The sequence below is a fragment of the Serratia marcescens genome (assembly GCF_029846115.1).
GTDB classification, from domain to species: domain Bacteria; phylum Pseudomonadota; class Gammaproteobacteria; order Enterobacterales; family Enterobacteriaceae; genus Serratia; species Serratia marcescens_L.
In genome coordinates, this window is sequence record NZ_JARVZZ010000001.1 from 2,350,799 (window position 1) to 2,374,576 (window position 23,778).

Annotated in this window: 20 protein-coding genes; 13 read left to right on the forward strand and 7 right to left on the reverse strand. The window is 60.7% G+C overall.

Going from position 1 to position 23,778, the window contains the following annotated elements:
• Positions 1-80: 80 nt before the first annotated feature.
• Both bhsA (QDT79_RS11035) and bhsA (QDT79_RS11040) read right to left on the reverse strand, forming a co-directional pair.
• Positions 81-338: a multiple stress resistance protein BhsA gene (gene bhsA, locus QDT79_RS11035; protein WP_004939517.1), complete on the reverse strand. Its 258-nt coding sequence runs from the start codon at positions 336-338 to the stop codon at positions 81-83.
• A gap of 193 nt (positions 339-531) precedes the next feature.
• Entirely contained in the window at positions 532-789 is a 258-nt protein-coding gene (gene bhsA / locus QDT79_RS11040; RefSeq protein WP_033637578.1) for a multiple stress resistance protein BhsA, read from the reverse strand.
• 176 nt (positions 790-965) lie between these two features.
• Here bhsA (QDT79_RS11040) and QDT79_RS11045 point away from each other — a divergent pair, with 176 nt between their 5' ends.
• On the forward strand, positions 966-1,610 hold the full coding sequence (locus QDT79_RS11045) for a TetR/AcrR family transcriptional regulator (protein WP_063991247.1): 645 nt from the start codon (positions 966-968) through the stop codon (positions 1,608-1,610).
• A gap of 282 nt (positions 1,611-1,892) precedes the next feature.
• Here QDT79_RS11045 and QDT79_RS11050 read toward each other — a convergent pair whose 3' ends face one another.
• The 4 genes from QDT79_RS11050 to QDT79_RS11065 form a co-directional block, all read right to left on the reverse strand.
• A complete protein-coding gene (locus tag QDT79_RS11050) occupies positions 1,893-2,711 on the reverse strand; it encodes a MetQ/NlpA family ABC transporter substrate-binding protein (RefSeq protein WP_063991248.1) in 819 nt (272 codons plus the stop codon).
• A 19-nt stretch (positions 2,712-2,730) separates the two neighbouring features.
• Positions 2,731-3,399: a methionine ABC transporter permease gene (locus QDT79_RS11055; RefSeq protein WP_033637581.1), complete on the reverse strand. Its 669-nt coding sequence runs from the start codon at positions 3,397-3,399 to the stop codon at positions 2,731-2,733.
• Complete coding sequence (locus tag QDT79_RS11060; protein WP_063991249.1) at positions 3,392-4,417, reverse strand: methionine ABC transporter ATP-binding protein; 1,026 nt, start codon at positions 4,415-4,417, stop codon at positions 3,392-3,394. The genes QDT79_RS11055 and QDT79_RS11060 overlap by 8 nt, the downstream gene beginning before the upstream one ends.
• A gap of 263 nt (positions 4,418-4,680) precedes the next feature.
• Positions 4,681-5,124 (reverse strand): acetyltransferase, encoded by a 444-nt coding sequence (locus QDT79_RS11065; RefSeq protein WP_015377088.1) that lies wholly within the window; start codon positions 5,122-5,124, stop codon positions 4,681-4,683.
• A 241-nt stretch (positions 5,125-5,365) separates the two neighbouring features.
• On the opposite strand from QDT79_RS11065, the gene QDT79_RS11070 reads away from it, so the two are divergent.
• The 3 genes from QDT79_RS11070 (at position 5,366) to QDT79_RS11080 (ending at position 8,062) form a co-directional block, all read left to right on the forward strand.
• Positions 5,366-6,238 carry an oxygenase MpaB family protein gene (locus QDT79_RS11070; protein WP_063991250.1) on the forward strand — a complete coding sequence of 291 codons (873 nt, stop codon included), beginning with the start codon at positions 5,366-5,368 and terminating at the stop codon, positions 6,236-6,238.
• Between the two features lie 163 nt (positions 6,239-6,401).
• A complete protein-coding gene (locus QDT79_RS11075) occupies positions 6,402-7,505 on the forward strand; it encodes a suppressor of fused domain protein (RefSeq protein ID WP_038880072.1) in 1,104 nt (367 codons plus the stop codon).
• A 29-nt stretch (positions 7,506-7,534) separates the two neighbouring features.
• Positions 7,535-8,062 (forward strand): cysteine hydrolase family protein, encoded by a 528-nt coding sequence (locus QDT79_RS11080; RefSeq protein ID WP_107227365.1) that lies wholly within the window; start codon positions 7,535-7,537, stop codon positions 8,060-8,062.
• Between the two features lie 33 nt (positions 8,063-8,095).
• Here QDT79_RS11080 and QDT79_RS11085 read toward each other — a convergent pair whose 3' ends face one another.
• Positions 8,096-8,971 carry an NAD(P)-dependent oxidoreductase gene (locus QDT79_RS11085; protein WP_107227366.1) on the reverse strand — a complete coding sequence of 292 codons (876 nt, stop codon included), beginning with the start codon at positions 8,969-8,971 and terminating at the stop codon, positions 8,096-8,098.
• 290 nt (positions 8,972-9,261) lie between these two features.
• Here QDT79_RS11085 and trpS point away from each other — a divergent pair, with 290 nt between their 5' ends.
• The 9 genes from trpS to uca all read left to right on the forward strand — a co-directional run bounded on the left by trpS (position 9,262) and on the right by uca (position 23,767).
• Positions 9,262-10,269 carry a tryptophan--tRNA ligase gene (gene trpS / locus QDT79_RS11090; RefSeq protein WP_308316495.1) on the forward strand — a complete coding sequence of 336 codons (1,008 nt, stop codon included), beginning with the start codon at positions 9,262-9,264 and terminating at the stop codon, positions 10,267-10,269.
• 117 nt (positions 10,270-10,386) lie between these two features.
• A complete protein-coding gene (gene phnC / locus QDT79_RS11095; protein WP_130018399.1) occupies positions 10,387-11,220 on the forward strand; it encodes a phosphonate ABC transporter ATP-binding protein in 834 nt (277 codons plus the stop codon).
• Positions 11,221-11,261: 41 nt separating this feature from the next.
• Positions 11,262-12,194, forward strand: a complete 933-nt coding sequence (phnD, locus tag QDT79_RS11100; RefSeq protein ID WP_025302014.1) for a phosphonate ABC transporter substrate-binding protein — start codon at positions 11,262-11,264, stop codon at positions 12,192-12,194.
• A 78-nt stretch (positions 12,195-12,272) separates the two neighbouring features.
• Positions 12,273-13,136 (forward strand): phosphonate ABC transporter, permease protein PhnE, encoded by an 864-nt coding sequence (phnE, locus tag QDT79_RS11105; RefSeq protein ID WP_107227368.1) that lies wholly within the window; start codon positions 12,273-12,275, stop codon positions 13,134-13,136.
• Complete coding sequence (gene phnE / locus QDT79_RS11110) at positions 13,133-14,032, forward strand: phosphonate ABC transporter, permease protein PhnE (protein ID WP_107227369.1); 900 nt, start codon at positions 13,133-13,135, stop codon at positions 14,030-14,032. Before phnE (QDT79_RS11105) ends, phnE (QDT79_RS11110) begins: the two co-directional genes overlap by 4 nt.
• 231 nt (positions 14,033-14,263) lie before the next feature.
• The gene (locus tag QDT79_RS11115; RefSeq protein WP_004939471.1) at positions 14,264-14,728 is read left to right on the forward strand and encodes a YehS family protein; all 465 of its coding nucleotides are present in this window, start codon (positions 14,264-14,266) and stop codon (positions 14,726-14,728) included.
• 188 nt (positions 14,729-14,916) lie between these two features.
• Positions 14,917-18,060 carry a right-handed parallel beta-helix repeat-containing protein gene (locus QDT79_RS11120; protein WP_308316496.1) on the forward strand — a complete coding sequence of 1,048 codons (3,144 nt, stop codon included), beginning with the start codon at positions 14,917-14,919 and terminating at the stop codon, positions 18,058-18,060.
• A 254-nt stretch (positions 18,061-18,314) separates the two neighbouring features.
• Positions 18,315-20,144, forward strand: coding sequence for an allophanate hydrolase (gene atzF / locus QDT79_RS11125; protein ID WP_308316497.1), 1,830 nt, complete (start codon positions 18,315-18,317; stop codon positions 20,142-20,144).
• A gap of 2 nt (positions 20,145-20,146) precedes the next feature.
• The gene (gene uca / locus QDT79_RS11130; protein WP_308316498.1) at positions 20,147-23,767 is read left to right on the forward strand and encodes an urea carboxylase; all 3,621 of its coding nucleotides are present in this window, start codon (positions 20,147-20,149) and stop codon (positions 23,765-23,767) included.
• Positions 23,768-23,778 lie beyond the last annotated feature (11 nt).

Sequence of the window (23,778 nt, forward strand, 5' to 3'; positions counted from 1 at the left end):
CAGCTTACAACAGAACGTTGGCATCAAAACAAACAAAAGGCGGCCTGAGCCGCCCTTTTGCGCGATTGCCGGTGTGGCAATTAATTGTAGATGATCGCGGTACCGTGCAATTTGTTGTCGCCGGTGGTTGCGATGATCTGGAAGGATTTGGCGCCGGCTGCGTCGGCTTTGGCCGCCAGTTTGTTTTCCAGGCTGCTCAGGTCGGAAGCACCGCTGACGGTGACGACGCCGGCTTTTTGCAGATCGGCCGGTTGAGCGTTGACCAGTTCGGCGGCGAAGCTGCCGAAGGAGACGGAAGCCAGTGCGATGGCGGCGATGGTCATTTTCAGGTTTTTCATGGTCTTATTTCCTATCTTTGTTCTTTACGATGTTAGTTTTGTAAGGTCGTTAAATTAATTAACGATCGATAATTTAATGTTAGATGCCGGTTTGACGGATTGCAAGTATTTTTTTAATGCTCGTTAATTAATTTTTTTTAACGCCCTGGCGTCGGGAGCAGAATTTCTCGCGATCCGCTGGTTTAATACCTTGTTATTGATAGATTTCTGCGGTGCCATGCAGTTGGTTGTTACCGCCGGCGCCGATGATGCGGAAGGATTTGGCACCGGCCTGATCGGCTTTGGCGGCCAGGCTGCTTTCCAGCGAGGTCAGATCGGATGCGCCGCTGACGGTGATGACGCCCACTTTCTGCTGGTCTGCCGGTTGGTTCTGGACCAAATCAGCGGCGAAGCTGCCGAAGGAAACGCTGGCCAGAGTGAGAGCTGCTAAGGTTAATTTTAAGTTTTTCATGATGTTATTTCCTTTCCGATAACGGTAAATAGAGGGGGTTAATCTGCTTCGCTAAATTATCTTAACGATCGATAACTAAATGCTAATCGGTTCTCGACGAGGGCGCAATATTTTTTTATAATGATCGTTAAGTTATTTGTGCTAACCCTGCCGTGGAGCGGGATAGGAGAGGAACGATGGGCATCAATGAAGCGGTCTGCGGCAAAAAAAGCCGCGGCAGACCGAAACAATTTGATCGCGATCGGGCGTTGGAAAGCGCGCTCGATCTGTTCTGGCGGCACGGCTATGAAGCCACCTCGCTGGCCGATCTGGTGGAAGTGACCGGCGCCAAGGCGCCGACGCTGTATGCGGAGTTCGGCAACAAGGAAGGGATGTTCCGCGCGGCGGTGGAACGCTATCTGCAAAAATACACCACCTGCACCAACCAACTGTTGGAGCAGGATCTGCCGGTGGCCGAGATCGTCGAAGCCTACGTGCGCTCTTCCGTCGAAGTGTTTACCGATCCCGATACGCCGTCAGGCTGTTTCATGGTGTGCGCCTCGGCCGCGCTGTCGTCGGCGTCCGATGACGTCGCCCAGATGCTGCGCAGGAAGCATCATGCGCAGGAAGCGGCGCTGAAAGCCTGCTTCGATCGCAAGGTGCAGCAGGGCGAACTGCTGGCGAAAACCGACACCGTACTGCTGGCGAAATACGTGATTTGCACCATTGAAGGCATGTCGGTGCAGGCGCGCGAAGGGGCAAGCCGGAGCGATCTGCTGCGGTTGCTGGAGGCGTTGATGCTGGTGTGGCCGCGGCTCAGCCAGATTGGCAATAAGGTGTAACAACCGGCCCGGCTTTTACCGCAATGCTGATCAGTTAGCGTTTTTCTGCAGGCGTTCGTGACATTTTCGGTCGATAAAAGTGAGATGCCCCATGTGGCTCACGCTCCTCGACCGAGCCAGGGGCCGAAGGCGCGGCCCCTCCAATTGCCGTTCATATTGGCCACAGAGAAATGCGGACATTTACGGCAATTCCCCTGCACAGAACGCCCAGAGGCTGGATAAAAAAATGCCACTCAGGCTTAAGTGAGCGGCATTGCGGCTTTTACCGGGCCGTGTAACCGATTACTGATTGACCGGGATCACCGCGCCCTGGTATTTCTCGCGGATAAAGTCCTGAATCGGCTTGGAGTGCAGCACCTTCACCAGCGCCACAATCTCCGGCTTGTTCACGTCGGCCTTGTGCACGGTGATGATGTTGGCGTATGGGTTGTTTTCGCCGCTTTCGACCGCGATCGGATCTTTGGTCGGATTCAGCCCGGCGTCGATGGCGTAGTTGGCGTTGATCACTACCGCGTCGCCTTCGTCGTTGTTGTACATTTGCGGCAGCAGCGCGCCCTCAACGTTGGCCTGGAACTTCAGGTGTTTCGGGTTTTCCACCACGTCGGTGATGCGCGCGTCCACCTTGCTCACCCCCGGTTTCAGCTTGATCACCCCTTCCCGTTCAAAAATAGACAGGATGCGGCCTTCTTCCGCCACCGCGTCGCGCATGATGATTTTGCCGTTTTCCGGCAGATCTTTCAGGCTCTTGTACTTCTTCGAGTAGATGCCGATGGGCTCAATATGGATCGCGCCGGCGCTGACGAAGTCGTAGCTCTTGTCGTCGGCGTGGTCTTTCAGCACCGAGTTCAGGTAAGGCACGTGCTGGAAGTAGTTGGCGTCGATGTCGTGGCTGGCCAGCGCGGTGTTCGGCAGGATGTAGTCCTGAAAGCGCTTGATCTGCAGATCGATGCCTTCCTTCGCCAGTATCGGTTTGGCCTGTTCGAGGATCTCGGCGTGCGGCACGTTGGAGGCGCCGACCACCAGCTTGGTCGCGGCGGCGGCGCCGTAAGAGGCGAGGGTGGCGACAGAGGCGAAAGCCAACATCAGTAGGTGCTTTTTCATCATCGTTTTCCTTGGTTAATTAACGTTTATCGAGCGTTCTTGTCAGGGTGTCGCCAATGAACTGAATGACGAAAACGATCAGCAGAATCGTCAGCGTCGCCACCAGCGTCACGTCACTGTGGTTGCGTTGGAACCCCTCCAGATAGGCCAGGTTGCCCAGGCCACCGGCGCCGATCACCCCGGCCATCGCGGTGTAGCTCACCAGCGCGATCAGGGTGACGGTGATGCCGGAAACCAGCGCCGGCGAGCTCTCCGGCAGCAATACGCGGAAAATCAGGGTGCGGTTTTTGGCGCCCATCGAGCGCGCCGCTTCGATCACCCCTTTGTCGACCTCGCGCAACGCGATCTCCACCAGCCGGGCGTAGAACGGCGCCGCGCCGACGATCAGCGCCGGCAGGGCCGCGTCCGCGCCGAGAATGGTGCCGATCAGCGACTTGGTGAACGGAATCAGCAGCACGATAAGAATGATGAACGGAATGGAGCGGAAGACGTTGACCAACACGGAGATCAGCGAGTAGACCGCCCGGTTCTGCCACAGCTGGCCCTTCGAGGTTAAAAACAGCAGCACGCCGAGCACGATGCCCAGCACCAGCGTGGCCAAACCGGCGATGCCGGTCATGTAAAGCGTTTCCCAGGTGGCGTCCCACAGTTGATCCAGACGCAGGTGGGGGAACAGGGATTCAATCATGTTGGATAACCTCGACGGCGATGTCTCTTTCGTGCAGCAGGTTGAGCATGTCGGCGACTTGTTGTTCGTTGCCTTCGGCGTGGATATACAGTTCGCCGAACGAACCGTTGAGGGTGTGGCTGATCTTGCCGTGCAGAATGTTGACGGTCAGGGCATAGCGCCGGATCACTTCAGAGATCACCGCCTGATGGGTTTGCACGCCGACGAAGGTCAGCTTGAAAATCGCCCCCGGCAGGTGGGCGGTGAGCAGCGGGTTGAAGCTCTCTTCGGTGTCCGCATACTGTGACACCTGTTTGACGAACTGCCGGGTGATCGGCTGCTGCGGCCGGGTGAACACGTCGAGCACCGGGCCTTCTTCGACGATGCGGCCGTTTTCCATCACCGCCACGCGGTGGCAGATTTTGCGCACCACGTGCATCTCGTGGGTGATCAGCACGATGGTCAATTTCAGCTGGCGGTTGATGTCCAGCAGCAGGTCGAGAATGGCGTCGGTGGTCTGCGGATCGAGCGCCGAGGTGGCCTCGTCGCACAGCAGCACGCTCGGGTTATTGGCCAGCGCGCGGGCGATGCCGACGCGCTGTTTCTGGCCGCCGCTGAGCTGAGACGGATAGGCGTCTTCGCGCCCCTGCAGGCCGACCAGCGCGATCAGTTCCGCCACGCGCGGCGCAATCTGCGCCTTGGGCACGCCGGCGATCTGCATGGAAAAAGCGATGTTTTGGCTGACGGTGCGCGACCACAGCAGGTTGAAGTGCTGAAATACCATGCTGATTTTCAGGCGCGCCTGGCGCAGGTGGCTGCCTTTGGCGCGGGCGATATCGAAGCCGCCTACGTCAATGCGGCCGCTGGTGGGCGTTTCCAGGCCGTTAAGCAGGCGGATGAGCGTGCTTTTGCCGGCGCCGCTGTAGCCGATGATGCCGTAAATTTGCCCGGCCTCTACCGCCAGACTGACGTTGTCTACCGCCACGACGCGGCCCTGTGTGCTGTCAAAAGTTTTGCAAACGTTCGAAAGAACGATCATAGCGAAGCGGATCCTTATCGATACTTCACAGCATTCCGTCCAGAGCTCGGTGCGCCGGACAGGGATCGTTCGGCTTTTCGGCGGGCACAACCCGGCGGGGAGTGGCGGACGGAACCTCTGTTGCGGGTGAATACCGGGCAATCCTACCGAGGGTTTATAGTGACAGGAAGAATGTAAATTCTATTACTTATTCTGATTTGATATATAAAACGGCGGGTGAAACAGGGGGGAGAAAACCGGCCGCAGGGCGGCCGGCGGGAGGGCTAGCGTTTATCCAGCTTCATGTGCAGCAGCGGGAACGGGTTGCCCTGGCCGTCGAGCGGCGAGCGGCCGGTGATGACAAACCCGTAGTGGCGATAGAAACCGCTGGCCTGCGGGTTTTGCTCGTTCACGTCCAGCTGCAGTTCATCGTGCAGCGTTTCCGCGTGGGTCAGCAGCGCTTTGCCCACCCCTTTGCCGCGCTGATCGGCGTCGATAAACAGCATCTCCACCTTGTTGCCGTTCAGGCCGATAAAGCCGCAGGGGTGCCCCGGCCGCTCTTCGGCCACCCAGACGTTAACCGCCGGCAGGTAGTCGTTCAGCACCAGCGGGAACAGCTGCGCGATGTTGTCTTCGGTTAAAAAATGGTGAGTGGCGCGCACCGAACGCAGCCAGATATCTGCCAATTGCGCGTTGTCTTCCGCCGCGCGTGCTCTGATGGTAATCATCGAACTCTCTGCTATCTAAGTTGGAGGAAAAAAACTAGATAGAGGTTTTGTGGGGTTAGTGCCGAATTAACGTGGGTTAACGCCCTGCAAAGCGCCTCTGCAGTGGATCGAATAGGCCCGCCTTTCTGCCAGCGGTATAACAACTGTAATTCAGTAAGTTAATGCTTTCAACCGCCGCAGGGCGTAATGGGGCGCCCGCCGCGTGATACACTGGCCGCTGAATGAGCGAGAGGGCAGCAGGATGGAAGCGGTACGCGCAGCGATAGAAAAACAGGTGCTCAGCCTGACCGGGCTGGCGCTCGGCGGCGTCGATTTTGAGAACCCGCCGGGCGATCCGGGCTTGTTTGGCCCGCAGTCGGTCATCTGGCAGGTACACCGCGATTTCACCCCGATGCTGTGCGGCGGCGTCAGTGCCTTGCTGCTGCAGATGCTGCACCCGCTGGCGCTGGCCGGGGTGTGGGATCACTCCAACTTCCGCGACGATATGATTGGCCGCCTGCGCCGCACCAGCCAGTTCGTGTCGGTCACCACCTTCGGCCCGACCGCCGAGGCGGAGCGGCTGATCGCCAAAGTCAAAGCTATCCATCTGCGGGTGACCGGCGTCGGCAGCGACGGCACGCCTTATGCCGCCAGCGATCCGGCGCTGCTCACCTGGGTGCACGTCGCGGAGAGCAGCCGTTTTCTGGCCAGTCACCTGCGCTACCGCAACCCCCATCTTTCCCGCGATTTGCAGGATCAATACTACCGCGAAGCGGCGCGCGTGGCCGCCGCGCTGGGGGCGACCGCAATTCCTCAGTCCTGCGCGGAGATAGAAGAATACCTGCAGGCAATGCGGCCCCAGCTGGTTTGCGATGAACGCACGCAAGAGGTGGCGCGCATTCTGCTGAAAGCGCCGGCGCCGAGCGTATTGGCGCGCCCGCTCGGTGGGGTGGTGATGCAGGCGGGCATCGATCTGTTACCCGATTGGGCGCAGCGGCAGTTCGGTTTTCATCCGGGTGCGCTGCGGCGGCGGCTGGTGCGGATGGGCGCCGCAGGCCTTGGCAAGGTGCTGGGCGCGTCGATGCGCAACGGCTCCTATCAGCGCGCGGTGCGGCGCATCACTCAGCCGTCATGAGTCACAGCCGCTATAATTAACCTTTGTTTATCTTCGTTTACGGACGCTTTTGAGACTTTTACGGGTGATCCGGCCAGTAATGCGTTTTACACTTGGGGGCAAAGCCACATTCCATTTTTGGCGCGCAGCCGATTCTGCCGCGCCCTGACCCTATTGAGGTGATATGAACGAGTCATACGTACTTGCTGAAGTCAGCAATGAGAACCAGACGCTGGTTGCGGTGGTTCAGCAAGATCACCGGGCAGCCTATTTTTATATCTATCCCGCCGAAGCCTACAGCGATCGCTATCAGGTGCGCGCCTGCTGGCTGCGCAACCTGGCCGCCGCGCCGCTGCAGGAAGATCGCGCCGCGCTGGAACAAGGGCAGCCGCCGATGCTGGCGGCGGAGTATTGCCGCAACCTGGAAGGCGAAGCGCCGCTGAACCCGGAAGGGCTGATGGTGGTGTGGAGCGAAAGCGACGACGGCGCGGCCCTGTGGTATTACGGCCAACTGCTGGCGGTGATCCCCGGCTGGAGTCTGTATATCGACCATTCGGTGTGCTATTCCGCCAGCTGCATCAAGGAGAGCCCACTGGCTTATCCGCTCGGCTCGGCCTCGACCAACACCCAGTATGCGCAGGCGGAGAGCACCCGCCAGTTCTGGCGCAGCTGGCAGCGTGAAGAGGGCAACCCGTGGCCGAAGATGCAGCGCGATTTTCAGGCGCGCTATGAGCCGCATTTTGGCCCTTCGGTGAAGTACTACGCCATCGATCAGGGCAAGTGGCCGCCGATGGCCATCACCCAGCACGAGCGCGACGGCATCTATTACTTCCTCACCATGGGGGTCAGCATCCGGCCGATGCCGTGGGTGGAGATCCTGTTCAACGACGAGGCTTCGCGCTATCGCCGCATGGAGATGGCGATCGCCATCGACAGCCAATACATGACCGAAGACAACGCGGTGCAGATGGCCAGCGCACTGGCCGGTTTCGCGCACGCGCCGTGGGCGCGGCTGACCTGGATCGGCGAAGGGCATACGCTGGAGTCGGACGTGGCGCCGCTGGGCTACGAGGGTTATATTTTATCGTCGTCCTTCTACCCGCACAGCGCGCACCTGGCTCTGCCGCAGCAGTACGGCGATCCGGTGAACCTGTTCTGGGCCAGCCCGGTGTTTACCGCCGAGCGGCAGCTGGCGCACGCCACGCCGAACGGCGGGCACGATCTGGTGAACCGGCTACGTGAGCAGGGCGTCGACCATATTTTCCGCCCGCGCCAGCCGGTGTGCTGACGCTATTTATCTTCTCTTCGGGAGCCGCCATGACCACCGCGCTGTTGATTATCGATGTGCAGGAAGGATTGTTTACGCCGCCGCCGGCGGATGCCGCGGGCACCGTTGCGCGCATCAATCAGCTGAGCGAGCGCGCCCGCTTGGCGGGCGTGCCGGTTGTCGTGATTCAGCACCACACGCCGGACGATGAGCTGCGGCACGGCAGCGCCGCCTGGCAAGTGCTCGCGGCGCTAAAGGTGGCGCCCGGCGATCACCGGGTGGATAAAACCACGCCGGACTCGTTCCTGCGCACCTCGCTGGGCGCGTTACTGATCGCCCACGGCGTATCGCAGCTGGTGGTTTGCGGCTACTCCACGCCGTTTTGCATCGACACCACGGTGCGCAGCGCGGCGGCGCACGGTTATCCGGTGACGCTGGCGGCGGATGCCCACACCTGCCACGACAAACCCTATGCCGACGGTCTGCTGATCCGCACCCACCATAACGAGACGTTGTCGAATATCGAAAGCTTCGGCGTGCCGATCCGCGCCGTGCCCGCGGCGGACATCGTGTTCTGAGAACGGAAAAACGGGGGCTAACGCCCCCGTTCGTTATTTCAGGCCCGCCCGCCGCGCCGCCACTTTGGCCAGCGCGGCCCAGTCCAGATCCGCATCCCCTTGCGCCATCGCGTCGAGGAAATTGTCTTTCAGCACCCCGGCGAACGGCATCGGCGTATGGCTGTCGGCCCCGGCAGCCAGCGCCAGCCCGACGTCCTTCAGCCCCAGCGCCAGCCGGAATCCGGCGGGGGAATACTTCTCGGCGGCGATCAGCGCGCCATAGCCTTGATAGGCCGGGGCGGCGAAGACAGTGCCGCTCAGCATCTGCAGGTAGTCGGCGCCGGACACGCCGTAGTTGCGCACCAGCGCGCTGCCTTCCGCCATCGCTTCAATGGCGCTGGCCAGCGTAAAGTTGGTGGCGATCTTGACGACGTTGGCCTGCGCCGGATCGGCACCGAAGTGCCAGGTTTTCTGGCCGAGGGCATCGAACAGCGGCTGCGCTTTCTTCAGGAGCCCGCTATCGCCGGCCGCCAGAATATTCAGCTTGCCGGCGGCCGCCACGTCGACCCGCCCCAGCACCGGCGCGGCGAGATAGCCGATGCCGTGTTCCTCATGCAGCGCCGTCAAACGCCTGGCGAGTTCGACCGAGATGGTCGCCATATTGATATGCAGCGCGCCCGGTTTCATCCGCTGCAGCAACCCGCTGCCCACCACCACCTGTTGCGTGGCGGCATCGTCGGCCAGCATGGTGATCAGCACGTCGGCATCGGCCAGCTGTTCCGGCCGTTCGGCCTGCCGCGCGCCGGCGCTCACCAGCGGCTGCGCCGCCTGCGGCGAACGGTTCCATACCGTTAAGGCGAAGCCCGCCTGCAACAGGTTGGCCGCCATGGCGCTGCCCATCCCACCCAGTCCGGCAAATCCGATCTTCATCATGCGCTCCTTTTTCAGGTTGAAGGTTTTACCCTAGCGCGCCAGGCCAGGAACGCAAATGTCGGAGTGTAACGCCGTCTTACGCGCCGGCGGCGGGCTATTGACGCGCTGCCGCTGCGGGTATACCTTGATGGCATGAATATATCGATGCACTCCACCCACAATCAGTCATGGTGGCGCCTCTTCTGAGGCGGCACGAGTATTCACATCTCTTTTTAATGCCGCCGGTTTGGCGGCATTATTTTTTGTGGCGTTGATCCGGCGGTCTACAGACCTTCAGGAGCACTGTCATGAGTTACACCATTCTTACCGGCGATCGCGCCACCGGCCCACTGCATTTAGGCCACTTCGTCGGCTCGCTGCGCCAGCGCGTCGAACTGCAGCACCAGCATAACCAAACGGTGATGGTGGCGGATCTGCAGGGCCTGACCGACAACGGCAACAACCCGCAAAAAATCAGCGCCAACGTGCTTAACGTCGTGGCCGATTATCTGGCGGTGGGCATCGATCCGCACAAGACCACGATCTGCCTGCAGTCGGCGCTGCCGGCGTTGGCCGAGCTGACGATGTACTACCTCAACTTGGTCAGCGTGGCGCGGCTGGAACGCAACCCGACGGTGAAAAACGAAATCGCCGAGAAGGATTTCGCTCGCAGCCTGCCGGCCGGTTTTTTGATTTATCCGGTCAGCCAGGCGGCGGACATCACCGCCTTTGGCGCCACCCACGTGCCGGTCGGCGAGGATCAGCTGCCGATGCTGGAGCAAACCAATGAGATCGTGCGGCGTTTCAACCACATCGTCGGCCAACCGATATTAACGGAGTGCCAGCCGTTGTTGAGCAACGTCGGGCGTCTGCCGGGGCTGGACGGGCAGGGCAAGATGTCGAAATCGCGCGGCAACGCCATCCAGCTTGGCGCCGGCGCCGACGAGGTGCACAAGGCGGTGATGAGCATGTTCACCGATCCCGGGCATCTCAACGTCAGCGATCCCGGCCGGGTGGAGGGCAACATGGTGTTCACCTACCTGGACGCCTTCTGCGAAGACGCCGCGCTGGTAGCGGAGCTGAAGGCGCATTACCGTCGCGGCGGGTTGGGGGACGTGAAAATCAAACGGCTGCTGGAGGATTGCCTGCAGAGCCTGCTTGAGCCGATCCGCACCCGCCGCACCGAATTCATCGCCGATAAAGGCGAGCTGACGCGCATCCTGCAGCACGGCACCCGCCGCGCGCATCAGGTCAGCCAGCAGACGCTGCAGCAGGTCAAGACGGTGCTGGGGCTGGACTTCTTCACCCTGGCGTGAGGCGAACGCCGGGGCGGCACGCGTCACGCCCCGGCCATAAAACGATCATCCCACTGTCATAAACTTATCCGTTAATAGGTGCCCATAATGATTAGCCACTGAAACCAGAGAAATCATATGGCTCAGGCACTGTTAAAATTGGCACAGCACGACTTTCCAGGGCAGCACGCCGCCGCATCCCGCAAAGTATTATCGGTAAAGGGACTCGGCAAGGCCTACAAAGCGCAGCAGCGCGTGCTGGATGACATCAATTTCGATCTGCACGCCGGCGAATTCGTGGCGGTGATCGGCCGTTCCGGCGCCGGCAAGTCCACGCTGCTGCACACTCTGAACGGCACCATTCCTTCCAGCTGCGGCGAGATGCTGCACTTCGAAGACGACGGCATCGCGCAGGATATCGCGCAACTGGCCGGCCGCCAGATGCGCCAGTGGCGCGCGCGCTGCGGCATGATCTTCCAGGACTTTTGCCTGGTGCCGCGGCTGGACGTGATGACCAACGTGCTGCTGGGCCGTCTGAGCCACACTTCAACCCTGAAATCCTTCTTCAAACTGTTCGATGACGCCGACCGCGCTCGCGCCATCGAGCTGTTGCAGTGGCTCAACATGCTGCCGCATGCGCTGCAGCGCGCCGAGAACCTCTCCGGCGGCCAGATGCAGCGCGTCGCCATCTGCCGCGCGCTGATGCAAAACCCGCAAATCCTGCTGGCCGATGAGCCGGTCGCGTCGCTCGATCCGAAAAACACCCGCCGCATCATGGACGCGCTGCAGAAAATCAGCGAAGACGGCATCGCGGTGATGGTGAATCTGCACTCGGTCGAACTGGTGAAAGAGTATTGCTCGCGGGTGATCGGCATCGCCCACGGGAAGATCGTGTTTGACGGGCATCCTTCGCAACTGAACGAACGGATCCTGCACCAGCTGTATGGCGAAGAAGCCAATCAGATCCATTGAAGCACTTTTGACCTTTACCCTTTACACACAAGGCACACCTGATGAAAAAAGTATTGAGTCTGACCACCCTGATGGCCGGCGCGATGATGGTATTTAATGCTGCCGCAGCGGATGCGCCGAAAGAGCTGAACCTGGGCATTCTCGGCGGCCAGAACGCCACCCAGCAGATCGGCGATAACCAGTGCGTGAAGCAGTTCCTGGACAAGGAGCTGAACGTCGATACCAAGCTGCGCAACTCGTCCGACTATTCCGGCGTGATCCAGGGCCTGCTGGGCGGCAAGATTGACCTGGTGCTGAGCATGTCGCCGTCGTCGTTCGCCTCGGTCTACATCAAGGATCCGAAAGCGGTGGACATCGTCGGCATCGCGGTCGATGACGTCGACCAGTCGCGCGGCTACCACTCGGTGGTGGTGGTGAAGGCCGGCAGCCCGTACCAGAAACTGGAAGACCTGAAGGGCAAGGCCATCGGCTTCGCCGATCCGGACTCCACCTCGGGCTTCCTGATCCCGAACCAGGCGTTTAAAAAGCTGTTCGGCGGCACGGTCGACAACAAATACAACAACACCTTCTCCAGCGTCACCTTCTCCGGCGGCCACGAGCAGGACATCCTCGGCGTGCTGAACGGCCAGTTCGAAGGCGCGGTGACCTGGGCGTCGATGATCGGCGACTACAACACCGGCTACACCAGCGGCGCGTTCACTCGCATGATCCGCATGGATCACCCGGACCTGATGAAGCAGATCCGTATCATCTGGCAGTCGCCGCTGATCCCGAACGGTCCGATCCTGGTGAGCAACTCGCTGCCGGCCGACTTCAAGGCCAAAGTGGTCACCGCCATCAAGAAGCTGGATAAAGACGATCACCAGTGCTTTATCAAAGCGATGGGCGGCAAACAACACATCGGCGACACCACCCTGGCGGAATACCAGACCATCATCGATATGAAGCGCGAGCTGACCAAAGGCGACCGTTAATTCCCGGCTGCCTCGGCCGTCCGAATGAAGGGGTTCAGCATGCTGAACCCCTTGTTCCATAAAGATGGAAGACCTCTTTTGAATACCGATTTCGCACACTATTACCAACGGATCCGCAGCAAGCAAAAGCGCGAAGCGCTGCTGTGGTCGCTCGGGTTGGTGGTGCTGTACCTGGGCGCCGGCAACCTCGCCGAGTTCAACCTGCACACCGTCTGGGTGTCTATTCCGCACTTCTTCGACTACCTGGCCGAAACCGTTCCGACGCTGCATTGGCCTCTGCTGTTCGCCGACGGGCGCACCGAAGGCTCGCTGGCCTACTGGGGTTACCGCCTGAACATCCAGCTGCCGCTGATCTGGGAGACCCTGCAGCTGGCGCTGGCGGCGACCATTTTCTCGGTATTGGTGGCGACCGTGCTGGCGTTTCTGGCGGCCGGCAACACCTATACCCCGGCCTCGGTGCGGCTGGCGATCCGCACGCTGGTGGCGTTTTTGCGCACCATGCCGGAGCTGGCGTGGGCGGTGATGTTCGTGATGGCGTTCGGCATCGGCGCCATTCCCGGCTTCCTGGCGCTGGCGCTGCACACCATCGGCAGCCTGACCAAGCTGTTCTATGAATCGATCGAAACCGCCTCCAACAAACCGGTGCGCGGGCTGGCGGCCTGTGGTGCCACACCGCTGCAGCGCATGCGCTTCGGCCTGTGGCCGCAGGTGAAGCCGGTGTTTCTCTCCTACAGCTTCATGCGGCTGGAGATCAACTTCCGTCAGTCGACCATTTTGGGGCTGGTGGGGGCGGGCGGCATCGGCCAGGAGCTGATGACCAACATTAAACTCGACCGCTACGATCAGGTCAGCATGACGCTGCTGTTGATCATCGTGGTGGTTTCCGTGCTCGACTACGTGTCGGGCGAGCTGCGCAAGCGCGTGGTGGAGGGGACAAAATGATAGCGGGCACTCCGGCGTCGGCGGAAACGCTGCACCAGTTGAAACAGCAGCATCCGGCGATCTTCGCGCAGCAGGGGCGCTACCTGCGCACCGTCGGCCTGATCGCGCTGGCGATCGTGCTGTACTACGTGTTCTTCTTCCTGGTCTTCGGCATTACCTGGCCGCAGTTTATCAACGGTTGCCAGCAGCTGGGGCGTTATTTCCTGCGCATGTTCGTCTGGCACGACTTCGCCAACTGGCCGTTCATGTACTATTTCCAGCAGATTGGCATCACCATCGCCATCGTGTTCGCCGGCACCATCACCGCGTCGCTGATCGCGCTGCCGCTGTCGTTTTTCGCCGCGCGCAACGTGATGTCGACGCCGTTGCTGCGGCCGATCTCCGTGCTGGTGCGCCGCTTGCTGGACGTGCTGCGCGGCATCGACATGGCGATCTGGGGGCTGATCTTCGTGCGCGCCGTCGGCATGGGGCCGCTGGCCGGGGTGTTGGCTATCGTGATGCAGGACGTCGGTCTGTTGGGCAAACTGTACGCCGAAGGGCACGAGGCGGTGGACAAGTCCCCCAGCCGCGGCCTGACGGCGGTAGGCGCCAACGGGTTGCAGAAGCACCGCTACGGCATCTTCACCCAATCGTTCCCCACCTTCCTGGCGCTCAGCCTGTACCAGATCGAATCCAACACCCGTTCTGCGGCGGTGCTGGGCTTCGTCGGCGCCGGCGGCATCGGCCTGGTGTACGCGGAGAACATGCGGCTGTGGAACTGGGACGTGGTGATGTTCATCACCCTGATCCTGGTGGTAGTGGTGATGATCATGGACAAGGTCTCATCGATGCTGCGCAACAAGTACATCATCGGCGAAGACATCCCGCTGTATCAGCAAAAAAGCCAAATCGATTGAGAAACCCCTTGCCGATCCCTATACTGCCGCACATTCAAGGTGTGCGGCCATACCCGTCATACTTGGAGCTGCCTCTTTGTTGGCTGCATTTGCGCGCTCCGGTCACATAGTTAACTATGCTCCGGGGGCTTACAAATTTGCCGCCGCGATGCAACTCCAATTATTTTGGGTATGGGGCATTTTTTTACAATGCGCACGTCCCCGTTAGACAAGTAAAGGCAATGCAATCCCATGATGAACAACGACGTGCTGCGCAGCGTGCGCTATATGCTGAGCATTAACAACGCCAAAATGGTCGAGATTATCAAACTGGACGATTTCGAGGTGGCGGTGTCGGCGATGGACGCTTACGTGATCAAAGAAGGCGAGCCGGGCTACGAGAAGTGCCCGGACGAAGTGATGGCACACTTCCTCAACGGCCTGGTGTTCTTCAAGCGCGGTAAGGACGATAAGTTCCCGGCGCCGGCGGTTGAACTGCCGATCACCAATAACCTGGTGCTGAAAAAGCTGCGCGTGGCGTTCGAGCTGAAAGACACCGACATGCACCAGATCTTCACCGCGGTGGACTTCCGCATCTCCAAGCCGGAGCTGAGCGCGCTGTTCCGCAAAGAAGGCACCAAGAACTACCGCCCATGCGGCGATCAGATGCTGCGCTACTTCCTCAAAGGGCTGGCGCAGCGCGTTCGCGGCGAGTAATACGCAACGTTCACCGAACATCGGGCGCAATCGCAAGGTTGCGCCTTTTTTATTGCCGCTCTCCCGCCCGCCGTTGTTGTACAGGCCCTCAGCCATCCGCCATCGATGGTGGGCGGGCCGCCCCTCCGGTTACTTTTCCAGGGTTCGTTCAATGTCGATTGAAACGTAAAATCCAGAGGAGTAATTCAATGGCTCAAATGTCAAAAGAAGATCCGCAGTTCAACGCAGGAAAAGCCGCCGCTCAGGTCAATGACGGCGGCGAATTCGTTGAATATACCCCTGAACAGTTCGGCGCCGTAGGCGATGGCCTAGCCGATGATCGAGAGGCTGTCAGCGCCATGTTCGCTAAAGTGGCTATCGACGCCGCTAAATCGATAAAAAAACGCCAGGTCAGAATGGCGAATGTTTATAGATTGACGCTGGGTACGGCTTGGCAGCCTTTGCAGATCCCCAGCAACTGTCATGTTTATGGCGGTGGTGAAATTCACCTGGATGACGATACGCCTCAAATCAACATTTTTAATACCGTTGAGCAGTCGAATTTTATCGTAGAAGATCTGAGGATCACGAGAAAGGCGACCCAGAAAGATGCAGATCCTATTTGGTGGTATGCCACTCGCGCGTGTACCGGCATGGCTTTCACCCGTTGTGAAAACTTCACGGTGAGGAATTGCGTCATCAGTATGCATACTGATGCTTTAGGCCTTTCTGACTGTACGTCCGTTACTCTTGAGAACAATTTACTTAAAGATCTGGGAGAGGAACCTATCGCGGTTCGTGGCGGCCGCCATATCACGATCCAGAATAACGAGCTGACGAATCACCAGGGCGACGGGATCCTGCTGAAAACGGGCGTGAACAGAGAGGCTTATGACATCTTAATCGTGAACAATCATATTCACGATGGGCACAAGCCTGCGAAACCGGCAGGGGCAGGGCACACGCAAAGAGGGGGCGGGGTGACGCTCAATAACGAGGTGACCGGAACGCCTCATTCATTCACTAACCTGACCGTTGCCAATAACCATATTGTTAATACCAGCTATGGCATCGCACTGGGTGGAATCAGTGACATTAATATCTCTAATAACTATATCAAAACGATCGAAAGGTTCGGCATTCAGATAGACTATTCCTTAGTAAATAACCCCACCAAAATTCCTACGAATAATTCACGAATTATTGGGAATCACGTTGAAGATACCGTTGAGAATGGCATCGACTATCACGGAAATAACGATATTTCTGTCGCGGAGTCTGTTATCGCAGATAACTTTTTAAATTTCTGTGGTACCTCCACGGCGTCGGCCTTCAATGGCATTGCCGCAACGGAGGCGACCCTTTCAGGCAATATTATCAATAACTGTAAGGTCGCCCTGTTCGCCAATAGCTGCGTGATGACCGGCAACAAAATAACCAACTCCGGATGGACCAGCAGCCAGGTGTGGATCAAGCTCTATGGCGACCGCACGGTGTTTTCCGGCAATCGGGTAACGGACTCTGATTTTGGTTATATCCGCTTTTTGAATGGGAAAAACGCTATTATTGAAGGGAATGTGATTAAGCTTGCTGCGCCTGCCCGGGCACTGGAGTTAGGCGGGGCATTTGACGAAACGACCCTCATTGGCAAGAACGTCTGGGATTGCGCTTTTAAACCGATTCTCTCTACGATTGCTGGGGTAACGGGCAATCGACTTATTCAATATTCCTTCCCGAATGAAGGCGTGGACCACATTACCCCTCAGATGTTCGGTGCGAAGGGCGATTGGAATGATACAGCCGGCGTTGGAACGGATGATACGCAGGCGTTTAAACAGGCTATCGCCTATGCGATTAATCAAGGCTACAAGAAGCTCTATGTTCCTGCTGGCAACTATTACATTACGGATACGTTAAATTTAGGGGGGGAAAACTACACCGGAGATAAAGGCATTGCGATAGAGGGTGAAAATTGGATTAGTACGACATTCTTCTTTAAACCGACGTCTAATAATCATGCGTGTTTTGAGTCGAAAGGCGGTTCCGGGATCCATACCAACAGATATATCAGCGACGTGACGATTACGCCGTCCAAGGGTGCGTTATATACGGGCACCGGCTATCGGATCAATGGTTCCTGCTTCATGCGGCATGAAAGACTGCTGATTATGAAATTTTTTGTGAACCTACATCTGTTGAATGGCTATGCCGGTGCGTTTACCGAGTTCGTAAGTTTTCACTCTTGCCGGTTCCACCGCGGCCTGTCCAACATATTGATGGAGAGCAATGGCGGGGATAGCTCCTTCCACGGCGTGGGGTTCCACGAAATTCAATGTCAGATCAAAGTCTCCGGCAATCCGGGCGATGGTGGCACAAATACGGATGCCGGCGTGGGGCTGGAGCTGAGAGGAAACGCCAACACGGTGCGGTGGTACAATGGTTTCTGTTATATCCACCTGTTCGGCGGCGTCGGCGCTACGGCGATTAAACTCACCCGAACCAACACCAATAACATCCTGGGGCAGTTTACTTGCGAAGGTGAAACCATTCTTCAGAGTGATGGAAGCACCTTTGAATGTCGAGGCGGTTTCTATAACGTGAGTAATACCACTTACAATGTGGCGGCAGAGCCGGTAAACGGCATCGCGGCGGCATTTGTGTTTGATAACATGATGAGCAATACGGCAAGATTCGCCAACGCGGCAATCGCCGATATGGCTCCGAGGCAGCTTCCGTGGTCCTTGGCGGACAGGGCCAGCAATGGCGCTTATCCAGCCATTTTTCATGGCATCAAGGGTGAATCCGATAACCTGTTCTATGCCGCCAGAGGGGGGAATACCAACTACCATTACTTTGGCGGCATTTCTCCAGGCAATAGCCTTCAGGGGTTTGAACCAGGCGTAAGACTGGCTCAGGACGGGGCTTCTTTCATTAGTTTTGCACCTAAGTTTACGCTTGGCGCTAATAACAATACGACCAGCAGTGGCGTATCCATCTCCCCCGCGGATTTTTCGCCGCAGAAGGATATCGCGACCGCCTTAGGACAACCTTCATTCAAATGGAGCGGGTTGTACACTAAGCAGTTAACGGTTGCGGATAATGGCATTTACCCGGCCGGCAACGGCGCTTACCCTATTGGTGGGCCGAATAACCAATTCTCCTCTGGCCACATAAAAGTGTTGAATATTTATGATTCAGCAAACGTGAACGGAGACCCCATAGGTGTCAGAGTCGCCGTCCCCGCTTCGGCCGCCGCCCCCGGTAAAGTCGGCCAATGGTCGGCAGACGCCGCATTCTTTTATGTTTGTACGGCGGCCAATACCTGGAGAAGGGTCACGTTAGAAAACTGGTAGCAACCTGGCCTGCAACATATTGCGTATTGATCTCCATCGGCCTCCCGGGGCGGCGAGTGTCGTCGCCCCGGTTTTTCCGCTTCGTCATCCCGCCATTGCACTCTTTTTGTTCTCCCGCTGCGCGCCGCTGGTGCAGGCCGTTCACCCTCGTCGTCATAAGTTTTAATTATAATTTATTGAAATCATGAGATTAAAAATTGGCACGCCGGTTGCTCTGTTGAATCCCATCTTGTGTACCAGATGGAATTCAGCCGATGAGCGACCCTGTTGAAGCGTGCGGTTTTACCCTCAGTGAATGGCAGCACCATTATCAAACCCGTCCGGCGGGCGAGCGTCTCGCCTGCGTCAGCGCGACGATCGAAACGCTGATCGCCGGGCTGAACCCGGACGATAACGCCTGGCTGTATCTCGCCACGCCGGCGCAGCGCGAGCAGCAGTATCGGCAGCTGGCGCAACGGCTGGAAGCGGTCGCCGGCGATCTCAGCCGCCTGCCGCTGTTCGGCGTGCCCTTTGCCATCAAAGACAATATCGACGTCGGCGGCTGGCCGACCAGCGCCGCCTGCCCGGCGTTCACCTATCAAGCCGCGGCGGACGCCACCGTGGTCGCCCATCTGCGCGCCGCCGGGGCGATCGCACTCGGTAAAACCAACCTCGACCAGTTCGCTACCGGGTTGGTGGGCACCCGCTCACCTTACGGCGCGGTGGTCAACAGCTTCGACAGCCGCTACGTCAGCGGCGGTTCCAGCTCCGGCTCCGCCTCGGTGGTGGCGCGCGGCCTGGTGCCGTTCGCGCTGGGCACCGACACCGCCGGTTCGGGGCGCGTGCCCGCTGGGTTCAACAACATCGTCGGGCTGAAGCCGACCAAAGGGCGGCTGTCCAACCGCGGCGTGGTGCCGGCCTGCCGGTTGAACGATACGGTGTCGGTCTTCGCGCTGACGGTGGCCGATGCCGCGCAGGTGGCGGAGCTGGCGAGCGGCTTTGACGCGGCAGATCCGTATTCCCGCCCCGATCCGCATACCGCGCCGGCGGATATTCCCGCCGCGCCGCGTTTCGCCATCCCCGCCCAGCTGGAGTTTTTCGGTGACGCTCAGGCTGAGCGGGCGTTTCACCGTGCGCTGGCGCAGCTGCAGGCGGGCGGCGCCACGCTGGAACCCCTCGATTTCGCGCCGTTTCGCACCCTGGCGGAGCAGCTGTATTACGGCCCCTGGGTGGCGGAGCGCACCGTGGCGATTGAGCAGGTGCTGGAAGCGAGCCCGCAGGCTATCGATCCGGTGGTGCGCGGCATCGTCGGCAACGGCCTGAGCTACAGCGCCTGCGACGCCTACAAGGCGGAATACCTGCGTGCCGAATTAGCGCGGCAGATCGCCCAGCGGCTGGCGCCGTTCGACGCGCTGGTGGTGCCGACCGCGCCCACTATTCGCACCCTGGCGGAGATGGCGCAGGAGCCGGTGCTGTTCAATTCGCAGTTCGGCACTTACACCAATTTCACCAACCTGGCCGATCTGAGCGCGCTGGCGCTGCCGGGACCGCTGCGCGAAGACGGGTTGCCGGCGGGCATTACCCTGATTGCGCCCGCCTGGCATGACCGGGCGCTGGCGGCATTTGGCCTGCGCTGGCAACGGCAATGCGCCTTGCCGCTCGGCGCTATCGGCCGAGCATTGCCGCCGCAGCCCGCGCCGGCGCCGTCGGCGGGACATGTGCGTCTGGCGGTAGTGGGCGCTCACCTCAGCGGCATGCCGCTCAACGCCCAGCTGACGCAGCGCGACGCGGTGCGGGTGGAGCAAACCGTCACCGCCCCCTGCTATCGCCTGTATGCGCTGGCCGATACCGAGCCGCCGAAGCCGGGTCTGGCGCGCGTGGCGCAGGGGGCGGCGATCCGCGTTGAGCTGTGGGACATCCCGCTGGCCCGTTTCGGCGAGTTTGTGGCGGAGATCCCGTCGCCCTTGGGCATCGGCACGCTGCTGCTGGCGGACGGCCGGCGGGTGAAGGGGTTTATCTGCGAAGCCTGGGCGCTGGAAGGCGCCACGGATATTACCGAGTTTGGCGGCTGGCGTGACTATCTCGCCGGCGTTAAGGGGGCATGAACATGTTTACTACCGTACTGATCGCTAACCGCGGAGAGATCGCCTGCCGCGCCATTCGCACCCTGAAACGCCTGGGCGTCACCAGCGTAGCGGTCTATTCCGACGCCGACCGCAATGCGCCGCACGTCACCGAGGCCGACAGGGCAGTGGCGCTCGGCGGCGACAAGGCCGCCGACAGCTACCTGCGCATCGACAAAATCCTCGCGGCGGCGGCGGCCACCGGCGCGCAGGCGATCTACCCCGGCTACGGCTTTTTGTCCGAGAGCGCCGAGTTTGCCGACGCCTGCGAGGCGGCGGGCATCGCCTTTATCGGCCCGACGGCGGCGCAGATCCGCGAGTTCGGCCTCAAGCACCGAGCGCGCGAGCTGGCGGCGTTGGCCGGAGTGCCGATGACGCCGGGCACTGGCTTGCTGGAGAGCGTTGAGCAGGCGGTTACCGCCGCCGCGCGCATCGGCTACCCGGTGATGCTGAAAAGCACCGCCGGCGGTGGCGGCATCGGCCTGACGCGCTGTGACGACGAGGCGGCGCTGCGCGACGCCTACGACAGCGTCAAACGGCTGGGAGAACAGTTCTTCCGCGACGCCGGCGCCTTTATCGAACGCTTCGTCGATCGCGCGCGCCACGTCGAGGTGCAGATTTTCGGTAACGGCCAGGGGCGGGTGGTAGCGCTCGGCGAGCGCGATTGCTCGCTGCAGCGCCGCAACCAAAAAGTGGTGGAAGAAACCCCGGCGCCGCACCTGCCGGCGGCAACCCGCCAGGCGCTGCATCGGGCGGCGGTGGCGCTGGGCGAATCGGTGAATTACCGCAGCGCCGGCACCGTGGAATTCATTTACGACGCCGCGCGCGACGAGTTTTACTTCTTGGAAGTGAACACCCGCTTACAGGTAGAGCACCCGATCACCGAGATGGTCACCGGCCTGGATCTGATCGAAGGCATGCTGCAGGTGGCGGCGGGCGACGCGCTGGATTGGGCGGCGCTGCAACGCGCGCCGCAGGGCGCGGCGATCGAAGTGCGCCTCTACGCCGAAGATCCGTTGAAAAACTTCCAGCCCAGCCCCGGCGTGCTGACTGAAGTGCATTTCCCCGCCGACGTGCGCCTCGACGGGTGGGTGGCGACCGGCAGCGAAGTCTCGGCGTTTTACGATCCGATGATCGCCAAGCTGATCGTGCACGGCGCTGACCGCGCGCAGGCGCTGGAAAAACTGCGCGTCGCGCTGGCGGCGACCCGTTTGCACGGTATCGCCACCAACCTCGATTATCTGCGACAGGTGATCGCCACGCCGCAATTTCAGCGCGGCGACGTTTGGACGCGCCTGCTGGACGATGTGCGTTTCCAGCCGCACTGCCTCGAAGTGCTGCAACCCGGCACCTACAGCAGCGTGCAGGATTATCCCGGCCGCCTCGGCTATTGGGACATCGGCGTACCGCCGTCCGGCCCGATGGACGACTTCGCGTTCCGGCTGGCCAACCGCATCGTCGGCAACCACCCGGCGGCCGCCGGGCTGGAGTTTACCCTGCAGGGGCCGACGCTGCGCTTTCATTGCGACGCCATCATCGCGCTGACGGGTGCCAGCTGCCCGGCCGACCTGGACGGCGAAGCGGTCGCTTACTGGCGGCCGATCGCGGTGCGGACCGGGCAGGTGCTGACGCTGGGGCGCGCCACGCACGGCTGCCGCACCTATCTGGCGGTACGCAACGGCTTTGATGTGCCGGTGTATCTCGGCAGCCGCTCCACCTTTGCGCTGGGCCAGTTCGGCGGCCACGCCGGGCGCACCCTGCGCGTGGCGGACATGCTGGCGATCGCTCAACCGACGCTGGCTGCTTGCACCACGCCGGCGCCGATCGCCGCGCCACAGGCGATGGACGACAGCCTGATCCCGCACTACGGCGATCAGTGGCACATCGGCGTGCTGTACGGTCCGCACGGCGCGCCGGACTTTTTCACCGCTGAATCAATAGAGGCCTTCTTCGCTACCGACTGGCAGGTGCATTACAACTCCAACCGCCTCGGCGTGCGCCTGGCGGGGCCGAAGCCCGAATGGGCGAGAGAGGACGGCGGCGAAGCCGGTTTGCATCCTTCCAACGTGCACGACTGCGAGTACGCCATCGGCGCGATCAATTTCACCGGCGACTTCCCGGTGATCCTGACCCGCGACGGGCCCAGCCTCGGCGGCTTCGTCTGCCCGGTGACCATCGCCAAGGCCGAGCTGTGGAAAGTGGGGCAGGTGAAGCCGGGCGACCGCATCCGGTTCCATCCGATCGGCTTTCGCCAGGCGCAGTCGCTGGAGCAGGCGCAGTTGGGCAGCATCGAAGCGCTGGCGGCGGTGAAGGCCATCACCCTGCCGCCGCCGGATCTGGCTCCGGCGGAGACCGTTTCCGCTGCGGTGCTGGCGGCGCTGCCGGCGGCGGAAGGGCGCCCGGCGGTGGCGTATCGCCAGGCGGGGGACGGTTACCTCCTGATGGAGTACGGCGAAAACGTGCTCGATCTGGCGCTGCGGCTGCGCATTCATCTGCTGATGCAGTCGCTGCGGCAGGAGGCGATACCGGGCGTGGCGGAGCTGGCGCCGGGCGTGCGTTCGCTGCAAATCCGCTACGACAGCCGGCAGATTAGCCAGGCCGATCTGCTGCAGCGCCTGCTGGCGCGCGAACGGGCGCTGGGGGACGTCAGCCGCCTGAAGGTGCCGACGCGCACCGTTTGGCTGCCGATGGCGTTCGAGGATTCGGCCACGCTGGGCGCGGTGGATCGCTATCAGCAGACGGTGCGTGCCTCGGCGCCCTGGCTGCCGAACAACGTCGATTTCATTCAGCGCATCAACGGTCTGAGCCAACGCGAGCAGGTGCGCGACATTCTGTTCGACGCCAGCTACCTGATCCTCGGGCTGGGGGACGTCTACCTCGGTGCACCCTGCGCGGTGCCGCTCGATCCGCGCCATCGCCTGCTGAGCTCCAAATACAACCCGGCGCGCACCCACACCGCCGAAGGAACGGTCGGCATCGGCGGCATGTACATGTGCATTTACGGCATGGATTCGCCGGGCGGTTACCAGCTGGTGGGGCGCACGCTGCCGATCTGGAACAAATTCCTCAAAAACCCGCAGTTCACCGCCGGTGAGCCCTGGCTGCTGCGCTTCTTCGATCAGGTGCGCTTCTACCCGGTCAGCGAGCAAGAACTGGACGAGCAGCGCGAAGCGTTCCGCGAAGGGCGCATGCAGGTGCGTATCGAAGAGAGCGAATTCGACTTCGCTGCCTACACCGATTTCCTGGCCGACAACGCCGAGGCGATCGCCGACTTCCAGCATCGCCAGCAGCAGGCGTTCAGCGCCGAAGTGGCGCGCTGGCGCAGCGATGACGACGAGGCCGAGGCGCAGCTGTTGCCGCCGGTTGAAGAAGACGCGATCGACGGCGATTTGGTCAGCGCCGATCTGAACGGCAGCGTGTGGAAGATCCTGGTGGAGCCGGGGCAGGCGGTGGCGGCCGGGCAGCCGCTGATCGTGGTCGAGGCGATGAAGATGGAATTGGCGGTCACCGCGCCGCGCGCCGGGATCGTCAAACGTATCAGCTGCCGGCAGGGGCGGCCGGTCGGGCCGGGCGACGCCCTGCTGTGGCTGGAAAAAGCGGTCTGAACGGAGAGGCG

Excerpts from the sequence above, each read along its gene's own strand:
- bhsA (WP_004939517.1), bottom strand. The coding sequence starts at position 338 with ATGAAAAACCTGAAAATGACCATCGCCGCCATCGCACTGGCTTCCGTC.
- bhsA (WP_033637578.1), bottom strand. The coding sequence starts at position 789 with ATGAAAAACTTAAAATTAACCTTAGCAGCTCTCACTCTGGCCAGCGTT.
- QDT79_RS11045 (WP_063991247.1), top strand. The coding sequence starts at position 966 with ATGGGCATCAATGAAGCGGTCTGCGGCAAAAAAAGCCGCGGCAGACCG.
- QDT79_RS11050 (WP_063991248.1), bottom strand. The coding sequence starts at position 2,711 with ATGAAAAAGCACCTACTGATGTTGGCTTTCGCCTCTGTCGCCACCCTC.
- QDT79_RS11055 (WP_033637581.1), bottom strand. The coding sequence starts at position 3,399 with ATGATTGAATCCCTGTTCCCCCACCTGCGTCTGGATCAACTGTGGGAC.
- QDT79_RS11060 (WP_063991249.1), bottom strand. The coding sequence starts at position 4,417 with ATGATCGTTCTTTCGAACGTTTGCAAAACTTTTGACAGCACACAGGGC.
- QDT79_RS11065 (WP_015377088.1), bottom strand. The coding sequence starts at position 5,124 with ATGATTACCATCAGAGCACGCGCGGCGGAAGACAACGCGCAATTGGCA.
- QDT79_RS11070 (WP_063991250.1), top strand. The coding sequence starts at position 5,366 with ATGGAAGCGGTACGCGCAGCGATAGAAAAACAGGTGCTCAGCCTGACC.
- QDT79_RS11075 (WP_038880072.1), top strand. The coding sequence starts at position 6,402 with ATGAACGAGTCATACGTACTTGCTGAAGTCAGCAATGAGAACCAGACG.
- QDT79_RS11080 (WP_107227365.1), top strand. The coding sequence starts at position 7,535 with ATGACCACCGCGCTGTTGATTATCGATGTGCAGGAAGGATTGTTTACG.
- QDT79_RS11085 (WP_107227366.1), bottom strand. The coding sequence starts at position 8,971 with ATGAAGATCGGATTTGCCGGACTGGGTGGGATGGGCAGCGCCATGGCG.
- trpS (WP_308316495.1), top strand. The coding sequence starts at position 9,262 with ATGAGTTACACCATTCTTACCGGCGATCGCGCCACCGGCCCACTGCAT.
- phnC (WP_130018399.1), top strand. The coding sequence starts at position 10,387 with ATGGCTCAGGCACTGTTAAAATTGGCACAGCACGACTTTCCAGGGCAG.
- phnD (WP_025302014.1), top strand. The coding sequence starts at position 11,262 with ATGAAAAAAGTATTGAGTCTGACCACCCTGATGGCCGGCGCGATGATG.
- phnE (WP_107227369.1), top strand. The coding sequence starts at position 13,133 with ATGATAGCGGGCACTCCGGCGTCGGCGGAAACGCTGCACCAGTTGAAA.
- QDT79_RS11115 (WP_004939471.1), top strand. The coding sequence starts at position 14,264 with ATGATGAACAACGACGTGCTGCGCAGCGTGCGCTATATGCTGAGCATT.
- QDT79_RS11120 (WP_308316496.1), top strand. The coding sequence starts at position 14,917 with ATGGCTCAAATGTCAAAAGAAGATCCGCAGTTCAACGCAGGAAAAGCC.
- atzF (WP_308316497.1), top strand. The coding sequence starts at position 18,315 with ATGAGCGACCCTGTTGAAGCGTGCGGTTTTACCCTCAGTGAATGGCAG.
- uca (WP_308316498.1), top strand. The coding sequence starts at position 20,147 with ATGTTTACTACCGTACTGATCGCTAACCGCGGAGAGATCGCCTGCCGC.